The 22,054-nt window shown below is 37.0% G+C and carries 19 protein-coding genes; 2 read left to right on the forward strand and 17 right to left on the reverse strand.

The genetic code is table 11. The features are described from left to right. Positions 1–9: 9 nt before the first annotated feature. The 4 genes from OZX59_RS03815 to OZX59_RS03830 form a co-directional block, all read right to left on the reverse strand. Entirely contained in the window at positions 10–1,407 is a 1,398-nt protein-coding gene (locus OZX59_RS03815; protein ID WP_277126819.1) for an APC family permease, read from the reverse strand. 144 nt (positions 1,408–1,551) lie between these two features. After that, entirely contained in the window at positions 1,552–3,051 is a 1,500-nt protein-coding gene (gene gltX, locus OZX59_RS03820; protein WP_277126820.1) for a glutamate--tRNA ligase, read from the reverse strand. Between the two features lie 74 nt (positions 3,052–3,125). Continuing rightward, positions 3,126–4,502 carry a DNA repair protein RadA gene (gene radA, locus OZX59_RS03825; protein WP_277126821.1) on the reverse strand — a complete coding sequence of 459 codons (1,377 nt, stop codon included), beginning with the start codon at positions 4,500–4,502 and terminating at the stop codon, positions 3,126–3,128. Then, a complete protein-coding gene (locus tag OZX59_RS03830) occupies positions 4,502–5,050 on the reverse strand; it encodes a dUTP diphosphatase (protein ID WP_277126983.1) in 549 nt (182 codons plus the stop codon). Before OZX59_RS03830 ends, radA begins: the two co-directional genes overlap by 1 nt. Positions 5,051–5,167: 117 nt before the next feature. On the opposite strand from OZX59_RS03830, the gene OZX59_RS03835 reads away from it, so the two are divergent. Beyond that, a complete protein-coding gene (locus OZX59_RS03835) occupies positions 5,168–5,470 on the forward strand; it encodes a hypothetical protein (RefSeq protein WP_277126822.1) in 303 nt (100 codons plus the stop codon). A gap of 108 nt (positions 5,471–5,578) precedes the next feature. On the opposite strand, the gene OZX59_RS03840 is transcribed toward OZX59_RS03835, so the two are convergent. From OZX59_RS03840 to OZX59_RS03860, 5 genes are all read right to left on the reverse strand, one after another. Then, positions 5,579–6,772: an MFS transporter gene (locus OZX59_RS03840; protein WP_277126823.1), complete on the reverse strand. Its 1,194-nt coding sequence runs from the start codon at positions 6,770–6,772 to the stop codon at positions 5,579–5,581. Between the two features lie 4 nt (positions 6,773–6,776). Next, positions 6,777–8,219, reverse strand: a complete 1,443-nt coding sequence (locus tag OZX59_RS03845; protein WP_277126824.1) for an FAD-binding protein — start codon at positions 8,217–8,219, stop codon at positions 6,777–6,779. A 12-nt stretch (positions 8,220–8,231) separates the two neighbouring features. Beyond that, entirely contained in the window at positions 8,232–8,966 is a 735-nt protein-coding gene (locus OZX59_RS03850; RefSeq protein ID WP_277126825.1) for an SDR family NAD(P)-dependent oxidoreductase, read from the reverse strand. A gap of 12 nt (positions 8,967–8,978) precedes the next feature. After that, entirely contained in the window at positions 8,979–10,454 is a 1,476-nt protein-coding gene (locus OZX59_RS03855; protein ID WP_277126826.1) for an FAD-binding protein, read from the reverse strand. 90 nt (positions 10,455–10,544) lie between these two features. After that, positions 10,545–11,411, reverse strand: coding sequence for a LysR family transcriptional regulator (locus tag OZX59_RS03860; RefSeq protein ID WP_277126827.1), 867 nt, complete (start codon positions 11,409–11,411; stop codon positions 10,545–10,547). Between the two features lie 173 nt (positions 11,412–11,584). Between OZX59_RS03860 and pepC the strand changes: the two genes are divergently transcribed. After that, entirely contained in the window at positions 11,585–12,931 is a 1,347-nt protein-coding gene (pepC, locus tag OZX59_RS03865) for an aminopeptidase C (RefSeq protein ID WP_277126828.1), read from the forward strand. A gap of 59 nt (positions 12,932–12,990) precedes the next feature. On the opposite strand, the gene OZX59_RS03870 is transcribed toward pepC, so the two are convergent. The 8 genes from OZX59_RS03870 to OZX59_RS03905 all read right to left on the reverse strand — a co-directional run bounded on the left by OZX59_RS03870 (position 12,991) and on the right by OZX59_RS03905 (position 22,054). Continuing rightward, positions 12,991–14,553, reverse strand: coding sequence for an ABC transporter ATP-binding protein (locus OZX59_RS03870; RefSeq protein WP_277126829.1), 1,563 nt, complete (start codon positions 14,551–14,553; stop codon positions 12,991–12,993). 142 nt (positions 14,554–14,695) lie between these two features. Beyond that, entirely contained in the window at positions 14,696–15,589 is an 894-nt protein-coding gene (locus OZX59_RS03875; RefSeq protein ID WP_277126830.1) for a hypothetical protein, read from the reverse strand. A gap of 89 nt (positions 15,590–15,678) precedes the next feature. Next, positions 15,679–17,244 (reverse strand): ABC transporter ATP-binding protein, encoded by a 1,566-nt coding sequence (locus OZX59_RS03880; protein ID WP_277126831.1) that lies wholly within the window; start codon positions 17,242–17,244, stop codon positions 15,679–15,681. Between the two features lie 140 nt (positions 17,245–17,384). Further along, positions 17,385–18,863: a UDP-glucose--hexose-1-phosphate uridylyltransferase gene (gene galT / locus OZX59_RS03885; RefSeq protein ID WP_277126832.1), complete on the reverse strand. Its 1,479-nt coding sequence runs from the start codon at positions 18,861–18,863 to the stop codon at positions 17,385–17,387. Positions 18,864–18,884: 21 nt separating this feature from the next. Continuing rightward, the gene (locus OZX59_RS03890; RefSeq protein ID WP_277126833.1) at positions 18,885–20,048 is read right to left on the reverse strand and encodes a galactokinase; all 1,164 of its coding nucleotides are present in this window, start codon (positions 20,046–20,048) and stop codon (positions 18,885–18,887) included. Positions 20,049–20,160: 112 nt separating this feature from the next. Next, positions 20,161–21,096, reverse strand: a complete 936-nt coding sequence (locus OZX59_RS03895; RefSeq protein WP_277126834.1) for an AAA family ATPase — start codon at positions 21,094–21,096, stop codon at positions 20,161–20,163. Positions 21,097–21,199: 103 nt separating this feature from the next. Further along, positions 21,200–21,874 carry a 2,3-diphosphoglycerate-dependent phosphoglycerate mutase gene (locus tag OZX59_RS03900; RefSeq protein WP_277126835.1) on the reverse strand — a complete coding sequence of 225 codons (675 nt, stop codon included), beginning with the start codon at positions 21,872–21,874 and terminating at the stop codon, positions 21,200–21,202. Between the two features lie 3 nt (positions 21,875–21,877). Continuing rightward, the gene (locus tag OZX59_RS03905; RefSeq protein ID WP_277126836.1) at positions 21,878–22,054 is read right to left on the reverse strand and encodes a hypothetical protein; all 177 of its coding nucleotides are present in this window, start codon (positions 22,052–22,054) and stop codon (positions 21,878–21,880) included.

Here is a 22,054-nt window from a genome sequence, read left to right on the forward strand (position 1 = left end):
ATAAATTCTTTACTTCAGATTATCCCATTCCTTTCTTGAAAGCCAATACATAATTAATGGCAAAATGACAAAACCAAAAATCATGGTTGCAACAGCAAACCAATTTACTCCGACAACTTGACCATTATCCACTATGCCAAATTGCACTCGCCAGTTATATTCAATTAACATAAAGATCACAATCAAAATTGAAAAAATTGGTGCAATTAAATCAGTCCAAATATTTTTGTGTGCAGCAATCGTCGGCTGCTTAGCACGTCCACGGTAAAATTGAATGACTGCTGCTGGCACAATGGCAAATTCCAAAAAACGCACAATCGAACCCAAGGTAACTAGATTAGTTAAATCATATTGAAACGCCATCGGAATTACTACTGCAATCACGGCCGAAATATAGAAAGCACGGCTAGGAAAGTTCCTCTTGGTTCTTTTAGTTAGTTTCTGTGATAACTGATGTTCTTTAGCCATTGCTTCTAAAAAACGTGGGGCACTAAAGCTATAAGCAAAGTTAATTCCCAGCATAGAAATAATTGCTCCACTCAAAATAATGCCACTTAAAAGCGGATTATCAAAAATTGCAGCAAGTGCCACTACCTGACTAGTCTTCATTAAAGCACTTGGATTTAAAATCATCGCAACTGCTAAGACGCCAATATAAATAACGGCAATTAAAATTACTGCTAATGGAATAGCTTTCGGCAAATTTTTTTCTGGATCGGCCATATCTTCTGCACCTGAAGCCACTGCTTCAAATCCAGAAAAAGCATATAAAGCTGAAACAACCGCCATCATAAAAGTGCTAAGTGTCACTGCCGGCACAATATTTTTGCCACCCTCTTTAATGCGATTAACTGCACTCAAATCAAAATTCGCACCAGATTTAAAAATTAGAAAGCCTCCTGCAACAATGATGACCACTAAAGCTAGTGTTTTACAAATTGTCGACAAGTTCATAACATATTTAGTGATTTTTTGACCAAATAAATTAACTACCGTATCTAACAACATGATTAGCACTAAACCAATGGTAATTAGCCAGTTATTATCTGCCTCACCGCCAAGTAAAGCAATAACCGCCTTAACAACACCAACTAGCCCTGTACTCCAAACGGCATTATTAGCAAAGTAACAAGTAATTCCAATATAAAAGCCAAACTTATTACCAAAAGCTGCTTTAGCATAAGCATAAGAAGCACCAGACTTATTAACATATTTAGAAGCAGCTGCAAACGGCAGTGCCAAAACTGCGGCAAAGACTGCTGCTAATAGATATACCCATAGTGCTTTACTGCCGACTTGCCTAACAACGCTACCGGGAGTTAAAAAAATCCCCGAACCAATAATTAAATTGATTGCCAAAAAGATAATTGCAATAAATCCTAATTTATCATTTGCCTGCTGCTTCATAATTTTCACCTCATGCTTAAAATCTTCAACTGAATTATCAACATTATATGGGAAAGCAGCAGATAAAGCTAGCAAAAAATAAAATTATTATTAGAACATTAAAAAAGCATTACTGCTTAATCACAATAATGCTTTCTCATTAATTTAAAGTCCGTTCGCACTCATCTGTTGCAAAGTCAGATCAAGGTGCTGCATAACTCGTTTTTTACCTAATAATTCCATTGCTTCGCCAACACCAGGTCCAACCATTGATCTAGTAGTCGCAATCCGAATCGGCATAAATAACTTACGTCCTTTAACTCCAGTCTCTTTACGTGTTGCTTGCACAGCATTCATAATCTGTGTTGCGGTAAAACGCGGCAGTAATTCAAGCTGATGTTTAAACTCCTCAATAACTGGTCGCGCTTCATCTTGCCGAAACTCATCAAGTTCTTCAGCTGATAATTCTTTTGGAGAAGCAAAGAATATCTTCGCTAAATCCACGATTTGCTTAGTATACGACATTTGCACAGAATAAATATTAACTAATTGCCTTACCCATTCCAACTTTTCAGGTGTAGGATCCGCTTCAACCAGCCCTGCCTCTTGCAGATTGTTCAAAGCCAGATCAAGCAATTGATCACGGTCAGCATGCTTGATGTATTGGTTATTAATCCATTCCAACTTCTTTTGGTCAAAGGCGGCTGGTGACTTAGATAAGCGATCAGGATCAAACTGTTTAATCAAATCCCGTTGATTAAAGATTTCACTTTCACCAGCAGGCGACCAGCCAAGCAAAGTAATGAAGTTAAACATGGCATCTGGCAAATAGCCTAAGTCGCGATATTGTTCAATAAACTGTAAGACAGATTCATCACGCTTAGATAACTTTTTGCCAGTTTCGGCATTAATAATCAAAGTCATATGACCAAATTTCGGTGGTTCCCAACCAAACGCTTCATAAACAGCTAATTGCTTAGGAGTGTTAGAAACGTGGTCATCCCCGCGCAATACATGAGTAATTTGCATTAAATGATCGTCGATAACAACGGCAAAATTATAGGTCGGCATACCATCACGTTTTTGGATAACAAAATCGCCGCCAATTGTATCTGATTCAAAACTTAAGTGACCCTTGACAATATCTTCCCAAGCATAAGTTTCCATTTCGGGAATATGAATCCGTACAACTGGTTTTAAACCCTTAGCTGCTGCCGCATCTTGTGCCTGCTTAATTTCATCAGCAGTCATACCTTCATATTCATAAGTATAATGCGGTGCTACACCCATAGCCCGTTGTTCTTCGCGCTGCTCGTCTAATTCTTCAGAAGTCTTATAAGAATAATAAGCTTTACCTTCATCAAGCAATTGTTGCACATATTTTTGATAAAGAGCTTTACGCTCAGATTGACGATAAGGGCCGTAATCGCCACCCTTATCAGGACCCTCGTCCCAATCAATTCCCAGCCAATGTAAATTATCCATCTGAGAAGCGGCGCCACCCTCAACATTACGTTTTTGGTCGGTATCTTCAATTCTTAATACAAAAGTTCCCTTATTATGCCGCGCAAACAAATAGTTAAATAATGCTGTTCGCGCATTACCAATATGTAAGTGACCCGTTGGACTTGGAGCGTATCTTACCCGAATTTTTTGTTTTGCCAAAATACTTGCCTCTTTCAAAATAGTAAATTCAATGCTTTTAGTTTACCCGTTATGAGCCAAAAGTTCAATCTTTCCTAGCCTAAAACTAGCTTTAGTGCCTGTCTGATACTAGCAACTGGAATTACTTCAATCCCCAAGTTTTTCAAACCGGCTTGCATATTATGTTTAGGAATATAAATTCGCTTAAACCCTGTTTTAGCTGCTTCTTTAATCCGTGCTTCGATTTTATTAACCCGGCGAACTTCTCCAGTTAAGCCAACCTCACCAACAAAACAATCAGTAGGGGAAATCTCTTGATTTTTATAACTAGATGCAATCGCCATAATCACTGCCAGATCAACAGCAGGCTCATTTAACCGAATCCCACCAGTTGCCGTCAAATAGACGTCTTGATTCTGCAACATTAGGTTGCCTCGCTTTTCCAGAACTGCCAAAAGCAAAGCAGCCCGATTATAATCGATACCAGAAGTCGTTCTCTTAGCGTAGCCAAAGGCCGTTGGCGTTACCAAAGCTTGAATTTCAGCAAGCAGCGGCCGCGTTCCTTCAAGTGAAACCACAATTGCCGAGCCAGTTGACTGCGGCAAGCGTTCATCGAGAAAAATTGCTGATGGATTGGTGACTTCTTGTAAGCCCTCGTTAACCATCTCAAACATCCCAATTTCATTGGCAGCACCAAAGCGATTTTTAACAGAATGCAAGATTCGATAAGCATGGTGTTCATCACCTTCGAAATAAAGTACTGTATCCACCATATGTTCCAAAATCTTAGGCCCGGCGATTGTTCCTTCCTTAGTCACATGCCCAATGACAAAAACGGTAATAGCCTGCATCTTGGCAATTTTCATTAGTTCACTGGTCACTTCTCGAACTTGTGAGGCGGAACCAGTCATCGAATCAAGACTGGGCTCGTTCATCGTTTGAATAGAATCAATAATCACAAAATCCGGCTCAACCTCTGCAATTTGCTGGCGAATATCCTCCATGTCGGTTTCCGGGTAGAGTAACATATCACTAGCACCTAGGTCCAAGCGATTAGCTCGCAGTTTTATTTGACTTGCAGACTCTTCTCCTGAAACATATAAAACTTTATATGTTTTAGCTAGATCACTCATAATCTGGAGCATTAATGTGGACTTTCCAATTCCGGGATCGCCACCAATTAAGACTAAAGACCCTGGAACAATACCGCCTCCTAAGACACGATTCAATTCCTTAGAACTTGTCAAAATCCGTTCTTCTTTTTCCGCTTGAACACTATTTAATTTAACGGGATCATTAGTACCAGTCTTTTTAATTAACCGGCTAGGACTTCCCTTAGTAGAACGGTTAGCAACTGCTTCGCTTTCTTGTTCAAATTGGTTCCAAGCACCACAATTAGGACAACGTCCTAAATAACTTGCCGAAACATAGCCACAAGAACGACACTCATACTTAGTTTTTATTTTAGCCATTAATTCTCTTCCTTATTAGTTGAACCAAAACCATTCATCCGTTTACGGCTAACTGGTAAATCCTGATCAGTTTTTAAATAGTGGACAAATATCCCCTGCCCGATTCGATCACCTTTACGAATTTGCAGCGGTCTAACACCATAATTAATTACCTGCATAAAAATTTCGCCCTCATTATTCGGATTATTGTAATAATCAGCATCAATTACTCCAATTCCGTTAGGCAAACTCAAATTTTTCTTCATTGTATTGGACGAACGATTAGCAAGCAGCAATACCTCGTCATCTGGCATATAAGCCTTAATTCCAGTCGGAATCAGCAACGGCTTTAACACATGATCAGCTAATTCATAATCTGGTTCGTATAATTGATGTCCATTTCTGATTAAGCGAAAAATCCGGACAAAGTTTAACCGCCAAATACTTGGCACTAATACGTCTTTAGCGGCCTCCAAGTCATAACCCGCACTAGCAATCGTCTGTCTTCTAGGAAGGTTAATATTTTTATTTTGATACTTAGAAACTCTTTCAAATCCACGTGTCTTAATCATACTTATCTCCTTATTATGCTCCAGACACTATTCTACAATAAATTACGCATTTTATTGAAAAATCTTCTATAATAAATACAGAAATAGCAAATTTATTCTTAAAAGGAACCATTTATGTTTAATCTTAACGATCCCCACCAATTTTTCGAACTTTACGACGATGACGACGTTTTAACTTGCCGCTGGACAATGGATAAAATGCAGCGTCAAGACGGTGAAGTTTGGGTAATGAATCACCTTTTTATTAATCCACAAGCAGACAGTAATAAAATTCTAACAGAAGAAATGGAATTTATTTTAGAAATTGCTCAAGAAACTAAAACACCTATTTGGCCGCTAGATCCCATGGTAATTGACTATTTTAATAAGCATGATGAATTCTCTAAAATTTGGTATCATAAACCAGCAACCAGCTGAAAAAAATTAATTTACAACTTCTAATTTCACTGTATTCAGATAAATAAAATCCGTAACTTTAGATTTAAAGTTGCGGATTTTCATCATTTTTTTGCTTTTTTATACTAATTAATCAAGTGAATTTTCAACTAAATTCTTTTGAAATTTAACTAATAGACAACAGCAACTAATAACTATTGCCAAAATACCACTAACTGAAAATACATTTAATCCTATCCCTTTAACAGCATTAGTCAACGGATTTATAACAAACGGACTGACTACGCCACCAATTGAATAAATAGCCACATAAATTCCTAGAGCCATTGAAACACTATTATCATCAACAGCAAGTGAAATTAAATATGGAAACTGCCCCATTGCAATGCTCATTGCTGCTCCGACTAAAAAACTGCCAATAAAAACAACTATTAATGAATGAATCATTCCAATTAATAAATATGAGATACCATATATCAAAAACGACAAAGCAATTGAAGAATATCTAAACTTTTTGCCAATACTACCAACAACTAGGCCACAAAACATGCCGCCAATTAAGGATATAGTCGAAGTAAGAGCTGCCTGTGACGTAGCCCCAAGTTGTTGCTTAGCAACAAATAAAGAAATGTTATTGTTTAGTACATTGTTTAAAAGCATCGTAAAGAATGCCCATAATGAAGAATAAAAAACGTATTTATTTAGCTTTATTTTGGTATCACCATCGTTTACAGAATCGTTATCACTAACATTTTTGGGATGTAATGGGAGAAGTAATAAAACAACTATCAAAATAAAGAAAGAAAAAAGATAAATCCAATAATTATTTACCCAATTACTTGTAGCAGCTATTTGACCGCCACCCATAATAAAGACAATGCCACCAATATTGATAAAAGTAGTCGACAAACCCATTGTCGATTCGCGCTCATTTTTAGGTAAAATTTGCGAAATCAATACTTGCGTTAAATTTGTACACGCACCTTGTCCTAAACCTACTAAGCAAGAACAAACAATTAAAAATAGAAAACTTGTATGAAGCACTAGGGGCAGCATACCGCCAATTATGACCAATAAAATTGACGTAATAGTTAGAGTTTTAAGGTTAATTTTGCTTGCTGTTAATTTTCCTATTACCAAACCGGCAATCATCATAAACAAATTTGGTAAAGAGGTCAACATTTGCACACCAGTATTACTCAAAGTAAAATATTTAGCAATTGCTGCATATGATGGTGTAATTGCTAGAGCAGCCATACCAATCATGCTGACAGCTAAAACACCAATTCTTGTTTTTGTAACATATTCTTTAGAAATTGCCATTATTTCACTTCCCACTACAAATACTCAAAACAGCATTGCGACCAGAAAACGCTGCATATCCTGCCGTACTTCCCGGCAAGGTAACAGCATAAGTATCACCTACTAGCATACCTGCAGCATCATTACCAACTGCATATAATCCTGAAACAGGATAACCATAACTATTTAATACAGCATTATCATCGTTTACTCTAATGCCACCAAGTGCACACGCCATGCCAACACCTAATTCAATCGCATAGTATGGCCCTTGTTGAATTGCCGTTAAGTAGGATGGAGATTTACCAAAATCAGTATCCTCTCCTTTAGTAACAAATTCATTGTAATGCGAGATAGTCTTTTCTAAATGTACTAGACCTAATTTTTTAGATAATTCCTTAATTGAATCGGCTTTGGTTAAATATTTTTCATTATGATCGAGATCACTAGCAATTTCTTTTGACAATTTGTCTAATTTCTTTGGTGAAACTGGTGAGTTGCCTAATTCTTTGTACAAGCCAATATTAGTCAAATGGTCAACTGCAGCTTGATCAAGAATTGAAAATGTTCTTGACTGTATCAAAATACTACCACCAGCATGACACATATTATCATTGACATCTTCGTTTACAAATCTATCACCACGTTCATTAACCCATAAAATTGCTTCTTGGGTAGCAGCTGCAGCTAATTGAGAGTCCATATGCATAAATGGCGGTTTTACCTTATCAAGAATTGCTCCACCACCATATTGAATAGCTCCCATCTGATAATGCTCAGCACCAACCTTCCATGCAAGCTGAATTCCATCACCAGTTGACTTACCATCGCTAACTGATAATAGTCTATCAGTTAATGGAGTTCGTTTCTTTACCATTTCTGGATTGTCAACATAACCACCAGTAGCCAAAATGACATTTGAAGCAATTAATTGACGTTCCTGTCCAGTAGCTTCATTTTTGATTAGTAACCCAGAAATATGACCATTTTTCTGCAAGAGTTTTTGGGCACTAATACTAGTAGCAATCTCAATTCCAAATTCATCTACTTTTTCCAATACAGTTTCAATTGCTTGATGACCACCGCCAGAAAAAGTATGAATTGTTGGCCAACTTTTACCTTGTGGACCTACCTTAGAAAATTCCACTCCTAAACTATGCAGCCAATCTATGGTCAGACCGCTATTATCAATATATTTTTTTAAATGTGGTGCATTAGCTTCATAATGTGAATAAGTCAATTCATCTTGCAATAGACTTGTCGAATCTATTACAACATGCTCCTGCTTTTGCAAGTAACTATCTACACCCATCGCACCTTCAACATAATTTCCATCACCGCCTAAAGTGCGTCCTTTTTCAATCACCAAAGTATCAAGATGTCTTTCACCTGCACTAACTGCAGCAGCTAATCCAGACAAACCACCACCAACAATTACTAGGTCATATTGTTCTTTTTTAGGAAACATAATTTTGCTCTCCTACTTTAAACCAACAGAAACGCCACCATCACTAAGAATGGTTTGACCAGTCATAAATGTAGCTTCACTTGCAACAAAGACAAATACTTTAGCTACTTCAGCGGCTGTTTCGCAACGCTTCATTGGTACAGTTGGCAAAATCTTTTCCAAAAAACCGCCTTCATTTAAAGGTGTCTTAGTCAAGCCTGGCGCAACACAATTTACCCTAATATTATTTTCAGCGTAATCAACTGCAGCAGCTTGAGTCATTCCCATAATTCCATTTTTTGCAGCATTATAAGCGCCCATGCCACCAGGATTATAAATACTACCTAATGCTCCAGTATTTACAATTGAACCATATCCTTGCTTCAAAAATAATTTAATTTCTTCACGCATACATAGAAAAGTACCGCGTAAATCTAGATTAATCGTTTTGTCAAAATCATCATCTGTTAATTCAGCAAATGGCTTAAGAACACCACCACCAGCATTGTTAACAACATAATCAAGTTTGCCATAATCAGAAATAATAGTACTTAATGCAGCTTGAATACTGTCAGTTTTCATTACGTTAAGTACAATACCAACAATTTTACCGTTATAATTCTTGTTCATATCAGCAGCTACTTCTGTAACCTTAGGATTATAATCGGTTAAGATTACATCAGCTCCTTGTTTAGCGAATTCCTCACTAATTGCATAACCTATTCCCTGAGCAGCTCCAGTAACCATTGCAACTCTATCTTTTAACATTTTAAAATCCTCCTAATTTAAAGTTTTAATTGCTTCTTTAGCAGCAATCCAACCTGAGACAAAAGCAAAACCATTTGCAATTCCTTCATAACTTGGATAACCATCTGAATAAAGCCCATTTGCATTATTACCAACAATATATAAGTCTTTAATCGGTGTACCATCTTCCCTTACTGGTTGACAATTTCGATCAACATTCACACCATCTAAAGTTCCTAAAATTGCACAATGTTCAATAATTGCATAAAATGGTCCATTCTTTACGCTAAACATTAACTCATCTGCTGATTTCAAAAATGCATCGTCTTTTTTTGTAACAACTGCATGGTTATATGAATCTAAGCTCCGTTTTAAAGCAGAAAGTGGTAAACCCAATTTTTCTGCTAATTCATCGATTGTTTTAGCTTTAACTACCTCTCCTGTCTTAGTTGCATTATCAAAGTCCATTTGAATATTTGGCAATGGTCCAACATTGATTTTTGGTTCTTGGCCAACATCACAAAATTGCCGTTCAAATGTATCTTCTAAATCTACTGTTTTAGTTTTCAATACATCTAATGTAGTTTGGTCAACTACTACATAATATTTACCATGAACGTTATGAGCAGCGTTACCCCACATGGCAAAATCATAAACAACATCTTCATTAACAAATCGGTTAGCAGTTTGATCTAGCCAAAGTAGCGGTAAATTAGTTAGCGTTTCTACTGCACTTTCACGTTTCATTGGATTAATTGTCATACTTGGCGCACAGCCATGAGCAAACAAAGCAGGGCTATGTCTTAAATCGGCTCCTAGTTTTGCCGACAAATTAATTCCAATCCCCGTAGATTTTCTCTCACCTAGATTAAGCAATTCAGCAGCATCAGAATAATTCTTCTTCAGCATTTCTTCATTGCCACAATAACCGCCATCTGCAAAAATAACCTTTTGAGCTTCTATCCTAACTTTATTATTTTCCTTATCTTGAGCAATAACTGCTTTTAGCCCATTATCATAGTCAATATCAATTGCTGCTGTTTCTAACAATACTTTATTTTGGGCTGCTTCAAATTTTGCTGGTAATTTATCCCAGTTGATAACTTTTTCTTTAAAATTAGTAAATTTGTGATAAACAAGTGGATCATGTAGATGAGCCTTTTGTTCACTTTGCTCAACCACCACCGGTAAACCCATCTCTTCTAAACGATCAATATTTGCTCCTGATTCTTTTAAAAAGCGGCTAAGTAATTCACCATTCACGAAGAAATGATTATAGTCGGTTAATCCTCTAAAGGCATCAGAATAACTATATTTAACTCCCTTTTCTTTTTGTTGCTCTGAATCAATTGCAAATACTCCATGAGCTCCAAATTTTCCTGCTCCCCCAACTTTGTTTCCTTTTTCTAAAAGGACAAATGGTACTCTTTGTTGATAAAGTTCAAAAGCTGCTGAGATTCCTGATGAACCCGAACCAACAATCACAACTTTAGTTGACATACTTTTCATAAGCTTTAACCTTTCTATGTTACTCATTACATAGAAATTGTAATTCACTTCACATAAAAGCGCTAGCATAAAAAAGTTGCCACTGATAACTTAAAGTTGTGTCCTAGAAATTATCTTTCCCAAGTCTCTTTGCTTATCACTATTTATGCCAGCAACTACATGAAATTTGTTTTTTAAATGATCAGGAGAAAACTTGTATATATTTTCACATATATGGGTAGAATTGAAAGTAGATGGAACCATTGTCATTCCGCCTTTAAAATTAACATTTAAATAAGCTGCAGAAAAACTATTTACTTCAGCTACATCTCTATATAGCCACCCATTTTGACTATAGGACTTGAGCATAGCAGTTTGAATATCCAAAATACCTGTAGATTTCCAGTCCTGCATATAAATTCTGGAATTCTGTGCCAAAGCCTTTAAATTATTATGATATTGCTTGACCTGTTCAGCATTAAAAATCAAGTCAAAATCAACAGTGTTCAACGGAAAGGTCATTATCTTATTATTACCAGTAAATCCAAGTTGAAAACCAATTAAAATATCGTAATTATTCTTAACAAGTCGACTAATACTTGTGTCAAAGTTTTCTTCATCAAAACAGATTTCATAATTATTAGGTAATTTGCTAGCAAGCCCGGCTGCTTCATTTTCTAATCCCTGTAAAAAATGAATTCGCAATAATTTTTCTGGATGTTCCTCTGGATTATGCCAAATTTCGTTATAAGAGTTGAGAATTTCAACTGCTCTCTCATAAAAAACTTCTCCGGTCGGAGTCAATGATAATTCACCAGAAGTTCTATTGAGCAATTTATGACCGAGATTATTTTCTAATTTTTTAATAGCTGAACTAACAGCAGTTTCAGAAACAAAGTTTCTTCTAGCAGCAGAAATAAAGCCATGTGTTTGCACTACATCAACAAAATACTTAACTGGCATTAAATTATAATTCATAATTGAAAGTCCCCACCAAACTGTCTTAACTAAATTCAGTATATTATAGAAAGCGCTAAAATTAAACAAGATATTGAAATTAATATCACAAGTATCTTTTTATAACATAATAGACGTTGCAGCTATAATAGGCTAAAATAGAATACATACCAATTTTCAAGGAGGAAAAATTTATGACTAAAGAAATTACTGAGCAAGCAGTTGCCGAATTTACTAAAGATTTAGCAAACCATGCTGGCAGCAATATTGCTGCCAATGCCGCTCAAGAAAATGGCATATACAAGGCCAGCCAAAATACTCAATCAAAGATTGATTTAGAACCAACTTTTTCAGTAGAAATTGCCACGGGCAAACCGGCTGATCAAAAGCAATCTGGACGTTGCTGGATGTTCTCAGCCTTAAACACCATGCGTCACCCTATGCAAAAAGAATACAAGATTAAGGATTTCGAATTATCCCAAAATTACACTAACTTCTGGGATAAATTTGAAAAGTCTAACTGGTTCTTTGAAAATGTAATTGCATCTGCCAATCAACCTTTAGGCGATCGCAAAGTCGCCTTCTTATTTGCCACTCCACAACAAGACGGTGGTCAATGGGATATGCTCTGCGGCTTAATCGAAAAATACGGAATTGTCCCAAAGTCGGTTTATCCAGAAACTGCTAACTCTAACAATTCTAGTGCCTTAAATGATACGCTAAACACGTTATTACGTAAGGACGGCTTAGAATTACGTGAGTTAGTCAATGCTGGTAAAACAGACCAAGAAGTTGAAGACCGTAAAAATGAGATGTTAAATGATGTCTTTCGGATTTTGGCTATTTCATTGGGTGTGCCACCAACGAAATTTGATTTTGAATATCGCGACGATGACAATAATTATCACCGTGAAGCTGGAATCACGCCCAAAGCATTCTTTGACAAATATGTGGGCATGAATTTGGAAGACCACGTTTCAATTATCAATTCACCAACTGCTGATAAACCTTATCACCAAGTCTTCTCAGTTGAATATCTGGGTAACATCGTTGACGGTCGCCAAGTCCGTCACCTTAATTTAGAAGTTGCTGAAATGAAAGACCTAATCATCAAGCAATTGCAATCAGGCGAAGTAGTTTGGTTTGGCTCTAATGTCGGTAAAGATTCAGAGCGCCAACTTGGCTTGCTTGATACTAAGATTTATCAACGTGATCAATTGTTTGATATTGATCTCTCAATGTCTAAAGCTGACAAACTTGATTCTGGCGAAAGCATGATGGATCATGCGATGGTTATTACTGGCGTTGATTTAGTCGATGACAAACCAACTAAGTGGAAGATCGAAAACTCTTGGGGCGACAAACCTGGTTTTAAAGGTTACTTCGTGATGAGTGATGCTTGGTTTGATGACTTTGTTTATCAAGCTGTCATTAACAAGAAGTTCTTGTCAGATAAAGTTAAACAAGAATTTGACGAAGGCAGCAAGAACCCAACGCAATTATTACCATGGGATCCAATGGGTGCTTTAGCTTTCAAATAATTTTACTAGAAAAAATAAGGGCGTTACTTTGCGAAAGTAACGCCCTTTTTATTTGCCAATTAATCTAAAGATACAGTATGTAGTTTTAGTCCGGCAACTTCAGCTTGACGATGGGAAATCAAGATCACACTATTTGTTTGCTTGAGCACTGCTTCTAGCAAAACCTTGCTGGTCGGAAGATCGACACTAGAAAAACTTTCATCTAACAAGACCAATTTATCTTTGACAGCGACTAATCGTGCTAGTGCCAGACGCTGCCGCTCCCCACCTGATAAACTCTCAACTTGCCAGTTATCATTAACGCCAAAAGTCTGCTTTGTCTTTGCAACTGCTTGCGTCTTGAGCTCACGCCCCAAAGTAACATTATAGTCAAGCGATTCTGGAAAAATGGTAATATTTTGTGGAACAGCCACAATTATACGGTTGATTTGCTCACGCGATAACTGACAAAGATCAATCCCATTTAACAAGATCTGCCCAGATTGTGGTAATAATTGCTTGGTCGCAAGCCGAAATAGCGTTGTCTTACCTCGTCCAGATATCCCAGTTAATTGGTAAGTTTCACCTGCAGTAAATTTATATGAAAAATTATCAATAATGTCAGTTTTGGTATTCGGGTAACTAAAGCTAACGTTGCGAAATTCAAGTGACTCAAATTGGTCATTCGGCAAACTTATCTGTTGTTCATCATTATCAGTTTGAGCATCAATTTGTTTGAACTTAGCGAATAGTCCAGTAACCGACATCATTTTCGCAAAGTTATTGTTAATAATTCCTGCTGAATCAAACACCTTGGTAGCTAGTTCTGCTGTTGCCAAAATTGCCCCAGCGCTAACTACACCCTGAAAATGTAAATATCCAGTCATTCCCAAAACAACTAACTGACTGCCAATGTTAATCATTCCAGTTACCAAGCCAACCGCACCCTGACGACAAGCGTTATGCACATTGGCGCGTTTAACAAATTGAGAACCAACCTTAGTTAAGTGTACCAACTCCTTTAACGCATTAAAGGCAGACAAGGTTTCGTAGCCATGTAAAGCACTGCTAGTTACTTGCAGAAATTTTTCATTAGCAGCCGAAATTTCGCTGGCTCCCTTGGTTAAAAAGGGTTTAACCAGCTTGGGCACAGCAATAATTAAAATTAACAAAATAAGAGCAATGCTAAAGAGCAGATAACTGTAATTAAGTAAGGCACCTAGAGCAAAAATAGCATTACCACTAAACCTAATAATCACAAACAAAGAATTAATACCTTGTTGCCTAATTAAGTTAACATCATTTTGTAGCCAGGACTCATAATAATCAACCGATTTTTGTTGGAATTCCAGTGTAGACAAGTGACTTAAGCTCTCAACTAAATCAGTTCTAATCGAAGTAACTATCTGTTGCGTCACCAATTCTTGTAGATAACCCTCTATAAAAGTCAAAACAAAGGTAATGAGCCAAATGCCAAAGATGAAAGCTAGTGTTGTCATGAAGGCAGTAAATTTACGGGCTATTAGAAAGTTGGCTAATTGTGCCATTTGGGTAGCTGCATAAACCTGTAAGAATGAGTTAGATAACAGCAATATACTAGCTAAAACTACTAATAAAAAATGCTGCTTCAGATATTTAAACATGCCTACCCTCCAAAAATAAACAAAAATTACTGTTGATCTATTATTTAATAATTTGCTTATTTTTGCAATGCTTTTTTAATTGCTAAGCAGAAACTAACACTAGCTATTTTAGTTATATTTAGAAAATCATAAGTTACCTATTCTATTGCGGAATTAAGGCCAAACAAAAAATGCAAACTACCAATAAGACATCGGAAACTTTGACTTTTTCCTTCAAGACAATACTGCCAATAATCACACTATAGAGGTTGGTCATGTTGAGAAAGACCCAGGCGATACTGGAATTAGGTGAAGAGGTAGCCAGAGTATTGGTCACTTGTGCTAGTAAGGTAAGCACTGCCCGCGTCAAGTAAATTAGCGTTAATTGGCGATCGGCTCTTGCCAGCTGCATTTTTAAACCATGATTTTTTACTACAAAAGTAATAAATGAAATAATAAACCGAATATAAATGGTCGCAATCGTGAAATAAATTAAATCAATCGCCTTAATTAGTCCTTTGGTTAACAGCGGCGAAAGCGCGGCTTGCAGAATTAATAACGGTGCAATTACTATGAAAGTTTGCAAAAGAACTTGCAAATTTAAACCATCACGCCTTTGCTTAAAAATAACATACACAACCACAATTACCGTAGAAATAATTGAAATGAGGTATGAGCCACCATTAAGATAACCCATAGTTATAAAAATGGCCAATGGAATAAACAAGTCGGTTAACTTACTTAAAACAATTGACTGCATGATAGTTACTTTTTTAAATACATAACTATAACCATAAGCAACCAATTGGGCTAATAGCCCATAGATTAATACTCGAAATAAGTAACCGGCAGTGAGTTTAGGGCCAGGGATTTTAGTTAATAAAATAATTAAAAAGATCGTTACTAGCAAGGTACTACACAAGTTGTTGATAAAGTTAACATTAATTGAGCTTTGCTTGCGATACCCCATCTGATAGCGATCGATCACCGAAATTATTCCCCGTGAAAAAGCCGAGATACAAGCAAAGGTAATTAAAAGCAGATTACTGATTGGCATTGGACTACTCCTTCAAAACAAATAGACTCACTTTTTATTTATTTTACTATTTTGTCAGAAAAAATGTAGAGTATTTTTTAGCCAAGTTGCTAACCTGCTAGGTCAATTACTTGATCATACTTAGCCAAATCAGCAGTGTGATAGTGATGAATTACTTCTATAAAAGTTAAATCTGATTGCAATAATACTTGATGAATCGCATTAGAAGTTGCTTGATCAAGCGATGAATTAATTTCATCAAGTAACAAAATTGGTCGTTTAGACAGAATTGCCCGTGCCAATTCAATTCGCGCTAATTGCCCACCAGATAATTGATCCGCATTATCCCCTAGTTGATAATCAAAGCCTTTTTCCGCCACCATAGCAGTCAATTGCAATTGCTCACAAACTTTTTCGACTGCTTTGATAGGTAACTCCTCACCCAAAGTTAAGTTAAACCATAGAGTATCCGCAAAAATCACAGGCGCTTGACTAGCATAAGCAAATAGCTCGGAAATTTGTCCTGCTTTAAATTCTTGATTATCAATCATAATTTTTGCTGCTTTACCAAACTTACCAGATATCATAAATTGCAGCAAAGTAGATTTGCCACTACCAGAAGGTCCAATAATTGCTACCTTTTCTCCTGAATTAATCGTTAAATTAAGTCCACTAACTAGCTGCTGATTAGCCCGAGTTAAAGTAATACCTGCTAAACTTACCTGCTTATTAAAAGTGGTTACAACCGCTGGCATTTTAGCATTTGACAAATCTAAATAGTAATTTACCTTTTTAACAATATCTTTGGTAGTTGACAAGTGATTACGTTCTTCCAAGATTTGCATCAGCGGATTAACAAACGAATTAGATAATTGCACAATTGCAAACAAAGCGCCAATAGTAGTCTGATTATGCAACACCATTAACCCACCTAAATAGGCCGGAATAACGAAGGTACCATAAATTCCCACAAAACCGACAATGGTTTGAATATTATCGCTTAACAAGTTCATCCTGCACAGAGCCTGTTCTAAACGTGAAATCTTTGGTCGATTTTCCGCAACTGCATTGGCCTGCTTGCGATATAGCTTTAACGAGTCCGTGCCTGCTAAGATATTTTTGATTTGACTAACATACTTGCCATTAGCTTTAGTCCACTGGTTAGCAGACTTGCGTATCGGCTTTTGCAGTAAAGCTGAAAGTAGTATTGGTATAGCAGAACCAATTAGGAAAAATAAAGTTAAAAGCGAATTAATATAAATTGCATAAATTAGCGAAACAACTACCGTAACAAAATAAAAAACGATATTAATTTCCGCGTTAAAGCGATTAGTTTCCAATAATTTAAAATCATTGGTCAAAAATCCTAAAGCTGAGGCATTATCTTCAGTCGAAGTCCGCAGCATCCCTGCTAGGATCTTACCACGCAACAAAGTATTGACTTCTCTAACCGCGTTATTCTTCAAATAATTGTAGCCTAATTCAGCCGCTAAGACGATTAACAATAAAACGAGGGCATTTGCAAACATCTGTGGTAATTCATGTAGATCACGCTTGGCTAAGGCATTAGTCATCGTTTCCATTATATAAGCCATCACAATATTCCGCGTACTAGCAATCACGCCCAACACTACCAGTGCCACAAGTTTCCATTTAGCATAATATTTTATAATCATAAAAAAAGCCTTTCTAACAGTTAAATTGATGTTAGTTTAAGGCTTTTTTAAGACTATTTACAAGGCTATTTGACCAAGTGGTTACTCTAGCCAGCTAAGTGGCGGCATTTAATGTCTCAAAAGTTCGATTGTAATTTTCATTATTCTATACCGACAGTTTGCACAAATCGCAAAAACGCTGCTTGACCTTGCGGCGTTTGTTTAAAGACACCGGCATCCGCCAAAACACGGACAAATACCTGCCCTAACGCAGTTTGTAAGATCTGAGTAACATTTTTGGGATTAATTTCAAAATCAGTTTTTAACTCATTGGCCCAAGCAAGATGAATTGACTTAATCTTGTTAGGTTTATCTAAGAGATATTTTTCGACTTCATGTAATTCATCCTGCAGTCGCGGCGGCAAAATTGCTAAGCCCATTACCTCGATTAAGCCAATATTTTCCTTTTTGATATGTTGCACGTCAGGATGCGGATGAAAAATTCCGTCTGGATATTGCTTAGAAGTTTGATTATCACGCAAAACTAAATCTAGTTCAAACTGATCATCGTGCATGCGGGCGATTGGGGTCAACGTATGATGTGGCGTTTCACCAGTAAAGGCGCGAACATTGACGGTTTCATCGCTATAGGTGTGCCAAGTGGTTAAAATTTTATTTGCCAGTTCTACCAACTGCTCTTTTTTAGAACTACGCAAGCGAATAACTGACATCGGCCATTTCACAATTCCAGCCGTCACATCAGTAAAGCCGCGAAAAGATAGCTTCGTCATTATTGATGCTTTAGCCATCGGAAAGTCATGCCGACCACCTTGATAATGCTCATGAGTTAAAATTGAGCCACCAACAATTGGTAAATCAGCGTTGCTACCGACAAAATACCCGGGAAACTGCTCGAGAATTGTCAACAGGCGCTCAAAAGTTTGTCGTTCAATTTTCATTTCTTGGTGCTTAGCCGCTAAGAAAATACAATGCTCGTTAAAATAAGCATAAGGTGAATACTGAAACCCCCAATCTTCTTGCCCCAGTTGAAAACGAATAACCCGGTGATTACTACGCGCTGGATAAGCCATTCTCCCCAGATAACCTTCGTTTTCTAGACATAATTGGCATAAGGGGTAGCTATGATTGGCCTGCTTTTTAGCCGCTGCAATTTCCTTGGGGTCCTTTTCAGGTTTAGCCAAATTAATGGTGATTTCTAAATCACCATATTCGCTAGGCGTAACAAAATAGACATTTTTGGCAATTGCACGAGTTTTGATATAGTCGCTACTTTTACTTAAAGTGTAAAAATCGTTAATTGCTTGAGTCGGACTATCCTGATAAGTCTGCCAAAAGCGCCAATTGACCACACTTGGCCTGGGCACGATTAACTCCATTAACTGCGCTTCTAGTATATCAGCCTCATTATTTGATGTACCGCATTTACCAGCTACCTGTGCAGTTTTAACTAGTTCAGCTTTTAAGTCTAGCAAGTCACCGCTACTTGTCTGCTGATGAAGGGCCTCATCGCCAACTAAGCGCAAAACACGATTAGTCAAATAAATTCGGTCTAAGTCAGTATAGTCGCTCATGCTAATCACCTGATCGACAAATTCTTTTACTAAATTGGACTTTTTCATCTTAATAATCCTTACTAAATTTTATTGCCAAACTTTTGCACCATCAGCCGTTTCAGCTAAGTAAAATGAAGGTGGATACCCAATTTTTTGTTCATAAATGGCACCAACTTGTTCTTGAAAAGCAGTGACTTGCTCCTTTTGCACCAAAGCAATTGCACAGCCACCAAAACCAGCACCAGTCATTCGCGCACCCAATACCCCAGGCTGCTGCCAAGCCGCATGTACTAGAGTATCAAGTTCCTTGCCAGTAACCTCGTAATCATATTCTAGTGAAACATGTGAAGCATTAATTAAACGACCAAAGCGGGCTAAATCACCATCCTCTAATGCCGTCTTTGCCAAGAGTGTTCGGTTATTTTCTGAAACCACATGACGCGTTCTCTTTAACAGCTTTAGGGGTAGCAGATAACTATATTCATCAAGTGTCACGCTATCAAGATCACTAAGTGAATCAAGTTTTAATTGGTTTTGCAAAATTTGCAGTGCCTGTTCACATTCTTTTCGCCGTTCATTGTATTTCGAATCTGCTAGTTCTCTACGTTTATTAGTATTCATGATAACAATTAGATTGTCTGCCAGTTTTAACGGTACTTGTTGGTAAGCCAAAGTGGTAGTATCAAGTAAGATCGCCTGGTCCTTTTGACTAAGCGCTACGGCAAATTGATCCATTACCCCAGAATTCACCCCAATAAACTCATTTTCGGTTTTGACACCTAATTTTACCAAAGCGAGTTTACTAATATTTAACTTAAATTGATCCTTGACAATTATTCCAATCAACATTTCTAAAGCCGCTGAAGAGGACAAACCGGCACCATCAGGAATATTACCATTAACGTAAATATTTAGGCCATGATCCAATTGATAGCCATTTACCAATAAAGAATACAACATCCCTTTAGCATAATTTACCCAAAAGTCAGTTTGAACATATTTTAAATCAGCCAAATCTACTTCAATTGTCCCAAGTTCACTAAAATTGGCGGAGTAAAAGCAGAACCTACGGTCACTGCGCCGACTAACTGCACCATAAATTCCTAAGGAAATAGCACATGGAAAAACTTGCCCACCATTATAATCAATATGCTCGCCTATTAAGTTAATTCGTCCGGGTGAAAAATATAACCTAGTCGGCTTCTGCCCAAAAACTTTCAAGAATTCATCTACTAATTCTACTTGTTGCATTATTTTCACCTATTTTTCTAAAAAGCGCTCTCAAATACTTATCCCCATTATACTTGATTTAGGTGTAACATTAAAGTAGTCAAAAAAAGACACTGCTAATGCAGCGTCCTTTTTACCAAATATGCAACAATCGATCTGGATGCAACTTACTCAAATTAAATTGATGAACCTCTTGCGGTCGACTTTGAGGAAACTTTTCCGCAAAATCGGCTAAATTAACCAAGCCAGTTGAATACGTCCAGACCCCCTTAACCTTTTTGATTGGTTCTAGCATTTCATTTCTAATGGGATAAGCTGAAATGAGAAAATGCTTGTGATGAAATTTAAAGACAAAAAATGGTAACCGAAATTCATCCACAATTTCCGTTTTAGTTTTACCAATCGTAATCACATTGCGATAAGTGCCATACTTGGCCGTAAATTGATCATTAAACGAAAAATAAAAATTAGAAATATGCACATGGGGAAAATCCGCTTCAGCAACTTGATCTGGTATTGCCATCACATGGGCAAACCGATCCAAATTACTTTCTCTTTGCGCCAAAGCACTATCCATCTGGTTAGGGCTAATCACATGCACCCATTCAGGGAGTCGAAAATTATCCTTATATGTTAAATACATCTCCCTAATGACATCTGGCTTGACCCAATCATATTGCTTTCGCACTTCATTACGATTAAGCAAATTCCGTAAACTCTTATGATACATCAAATCAACAACGAATAATTCATAACGATAACGATCGACCCACGGTTTGTAGTGCTCAATATTGTCTGTCACAATATGTGTGCTATCAACAATTACCGTTTCACCGCGTTTCATTTTTTCTTCTACGAGAAAGTCAACTAGCTGCTCCGTCTGCTTGTTTGCATAACGCGGAATTACTTGATGCAAGTAATCGGTATCTTCTTCATAATAATAGGTTAAATTTGCCAATAATAATCTAATCTGATCACGACTGATTGAATATGGCTGTAAGTGGTGACGAGCAATGAAAGAAGATTTACCGGAGCCAGGTGCGCCTCGTAATAAAAATATTTTACGCATACCTTTACTCCAAACTAAGAATTTAAAATTTATTTAGTATCGTAATAAATTCTACCATATATCTTGCGAAATCCTTAATCAGAAATAAATTGTCAACCTAACTTTAACTCAAAATCTTTTTATCAATAATTTCTAGCTGATCATCTAACGTGTACACAATTGGCTCAGCATTGGGGACTTCAAGATTCACAATTTCCTGATCAGTGATTTTTTCTAATTGCTTAATCAGTGCCCGTAAACTTGAACCATGAGCGACAACCAATTGATCTTCTGCTTTAGCTAAACGACTGGCAATCTGATTATAATAGTATGGCAACAGTCGTTGCTGAGTTTGATACAGGCTCTCTGCCTGCGGCAGATGGGCAAAGTCACAGTTATGATAGCGACGATCAATGATTGGCTTGCCCTTAGGAGGTACTGCATAAAAGCCACGCCGCCATTTCAAGATTTGCTGTTCACCATAAATCTGACGTGACAGATCTTTATTAAGACCACGTAATTTACCATAATTCCGCTCATTTAATCGCCAAGTCTTAGTAATTGGCAAATATAAAAAATTACTCACATCTGCAATAATATTGGCTGTTTCAATGGCCCGAGACAAAATTGAAGTATGCAATCGTGTCGGCTTAAAATCTGCTAGCTGGGTAATTAATTGACCTGCATTTTCAGCCTGCATCCGACCCTTTTTGGTTAGTGCAACATCGTTCCAACCGGTGTAGATATTGGCTGAATTAGCTGTACTTTCACCATGCCTAACCAAGACTAACTTGACCATTGCTTAATTCACCCAGTGCATAATTAGCATCACTATACCGCCGATAGTAAAAATAATCCCCAACCACATAAAAGCTTTTGCAGCTCCATTACGTTTTTGCTGACGACGATTATAAGCATAAGATAAGTCATAGAGGCCAACGATTAACACAATAATTGCGGTAAAAATATTAACTTTCAA

It is taken from the genome of Lactobacillus sp. ESL0681, assembly GCF_029392835.1.
In the GTDB taxonomy this organism is placed as follows: domain Bacteria; phylum Bacillota; class Bacilli; order Lactobacillales; family Lactobacillaceae; genus Lactobacillus.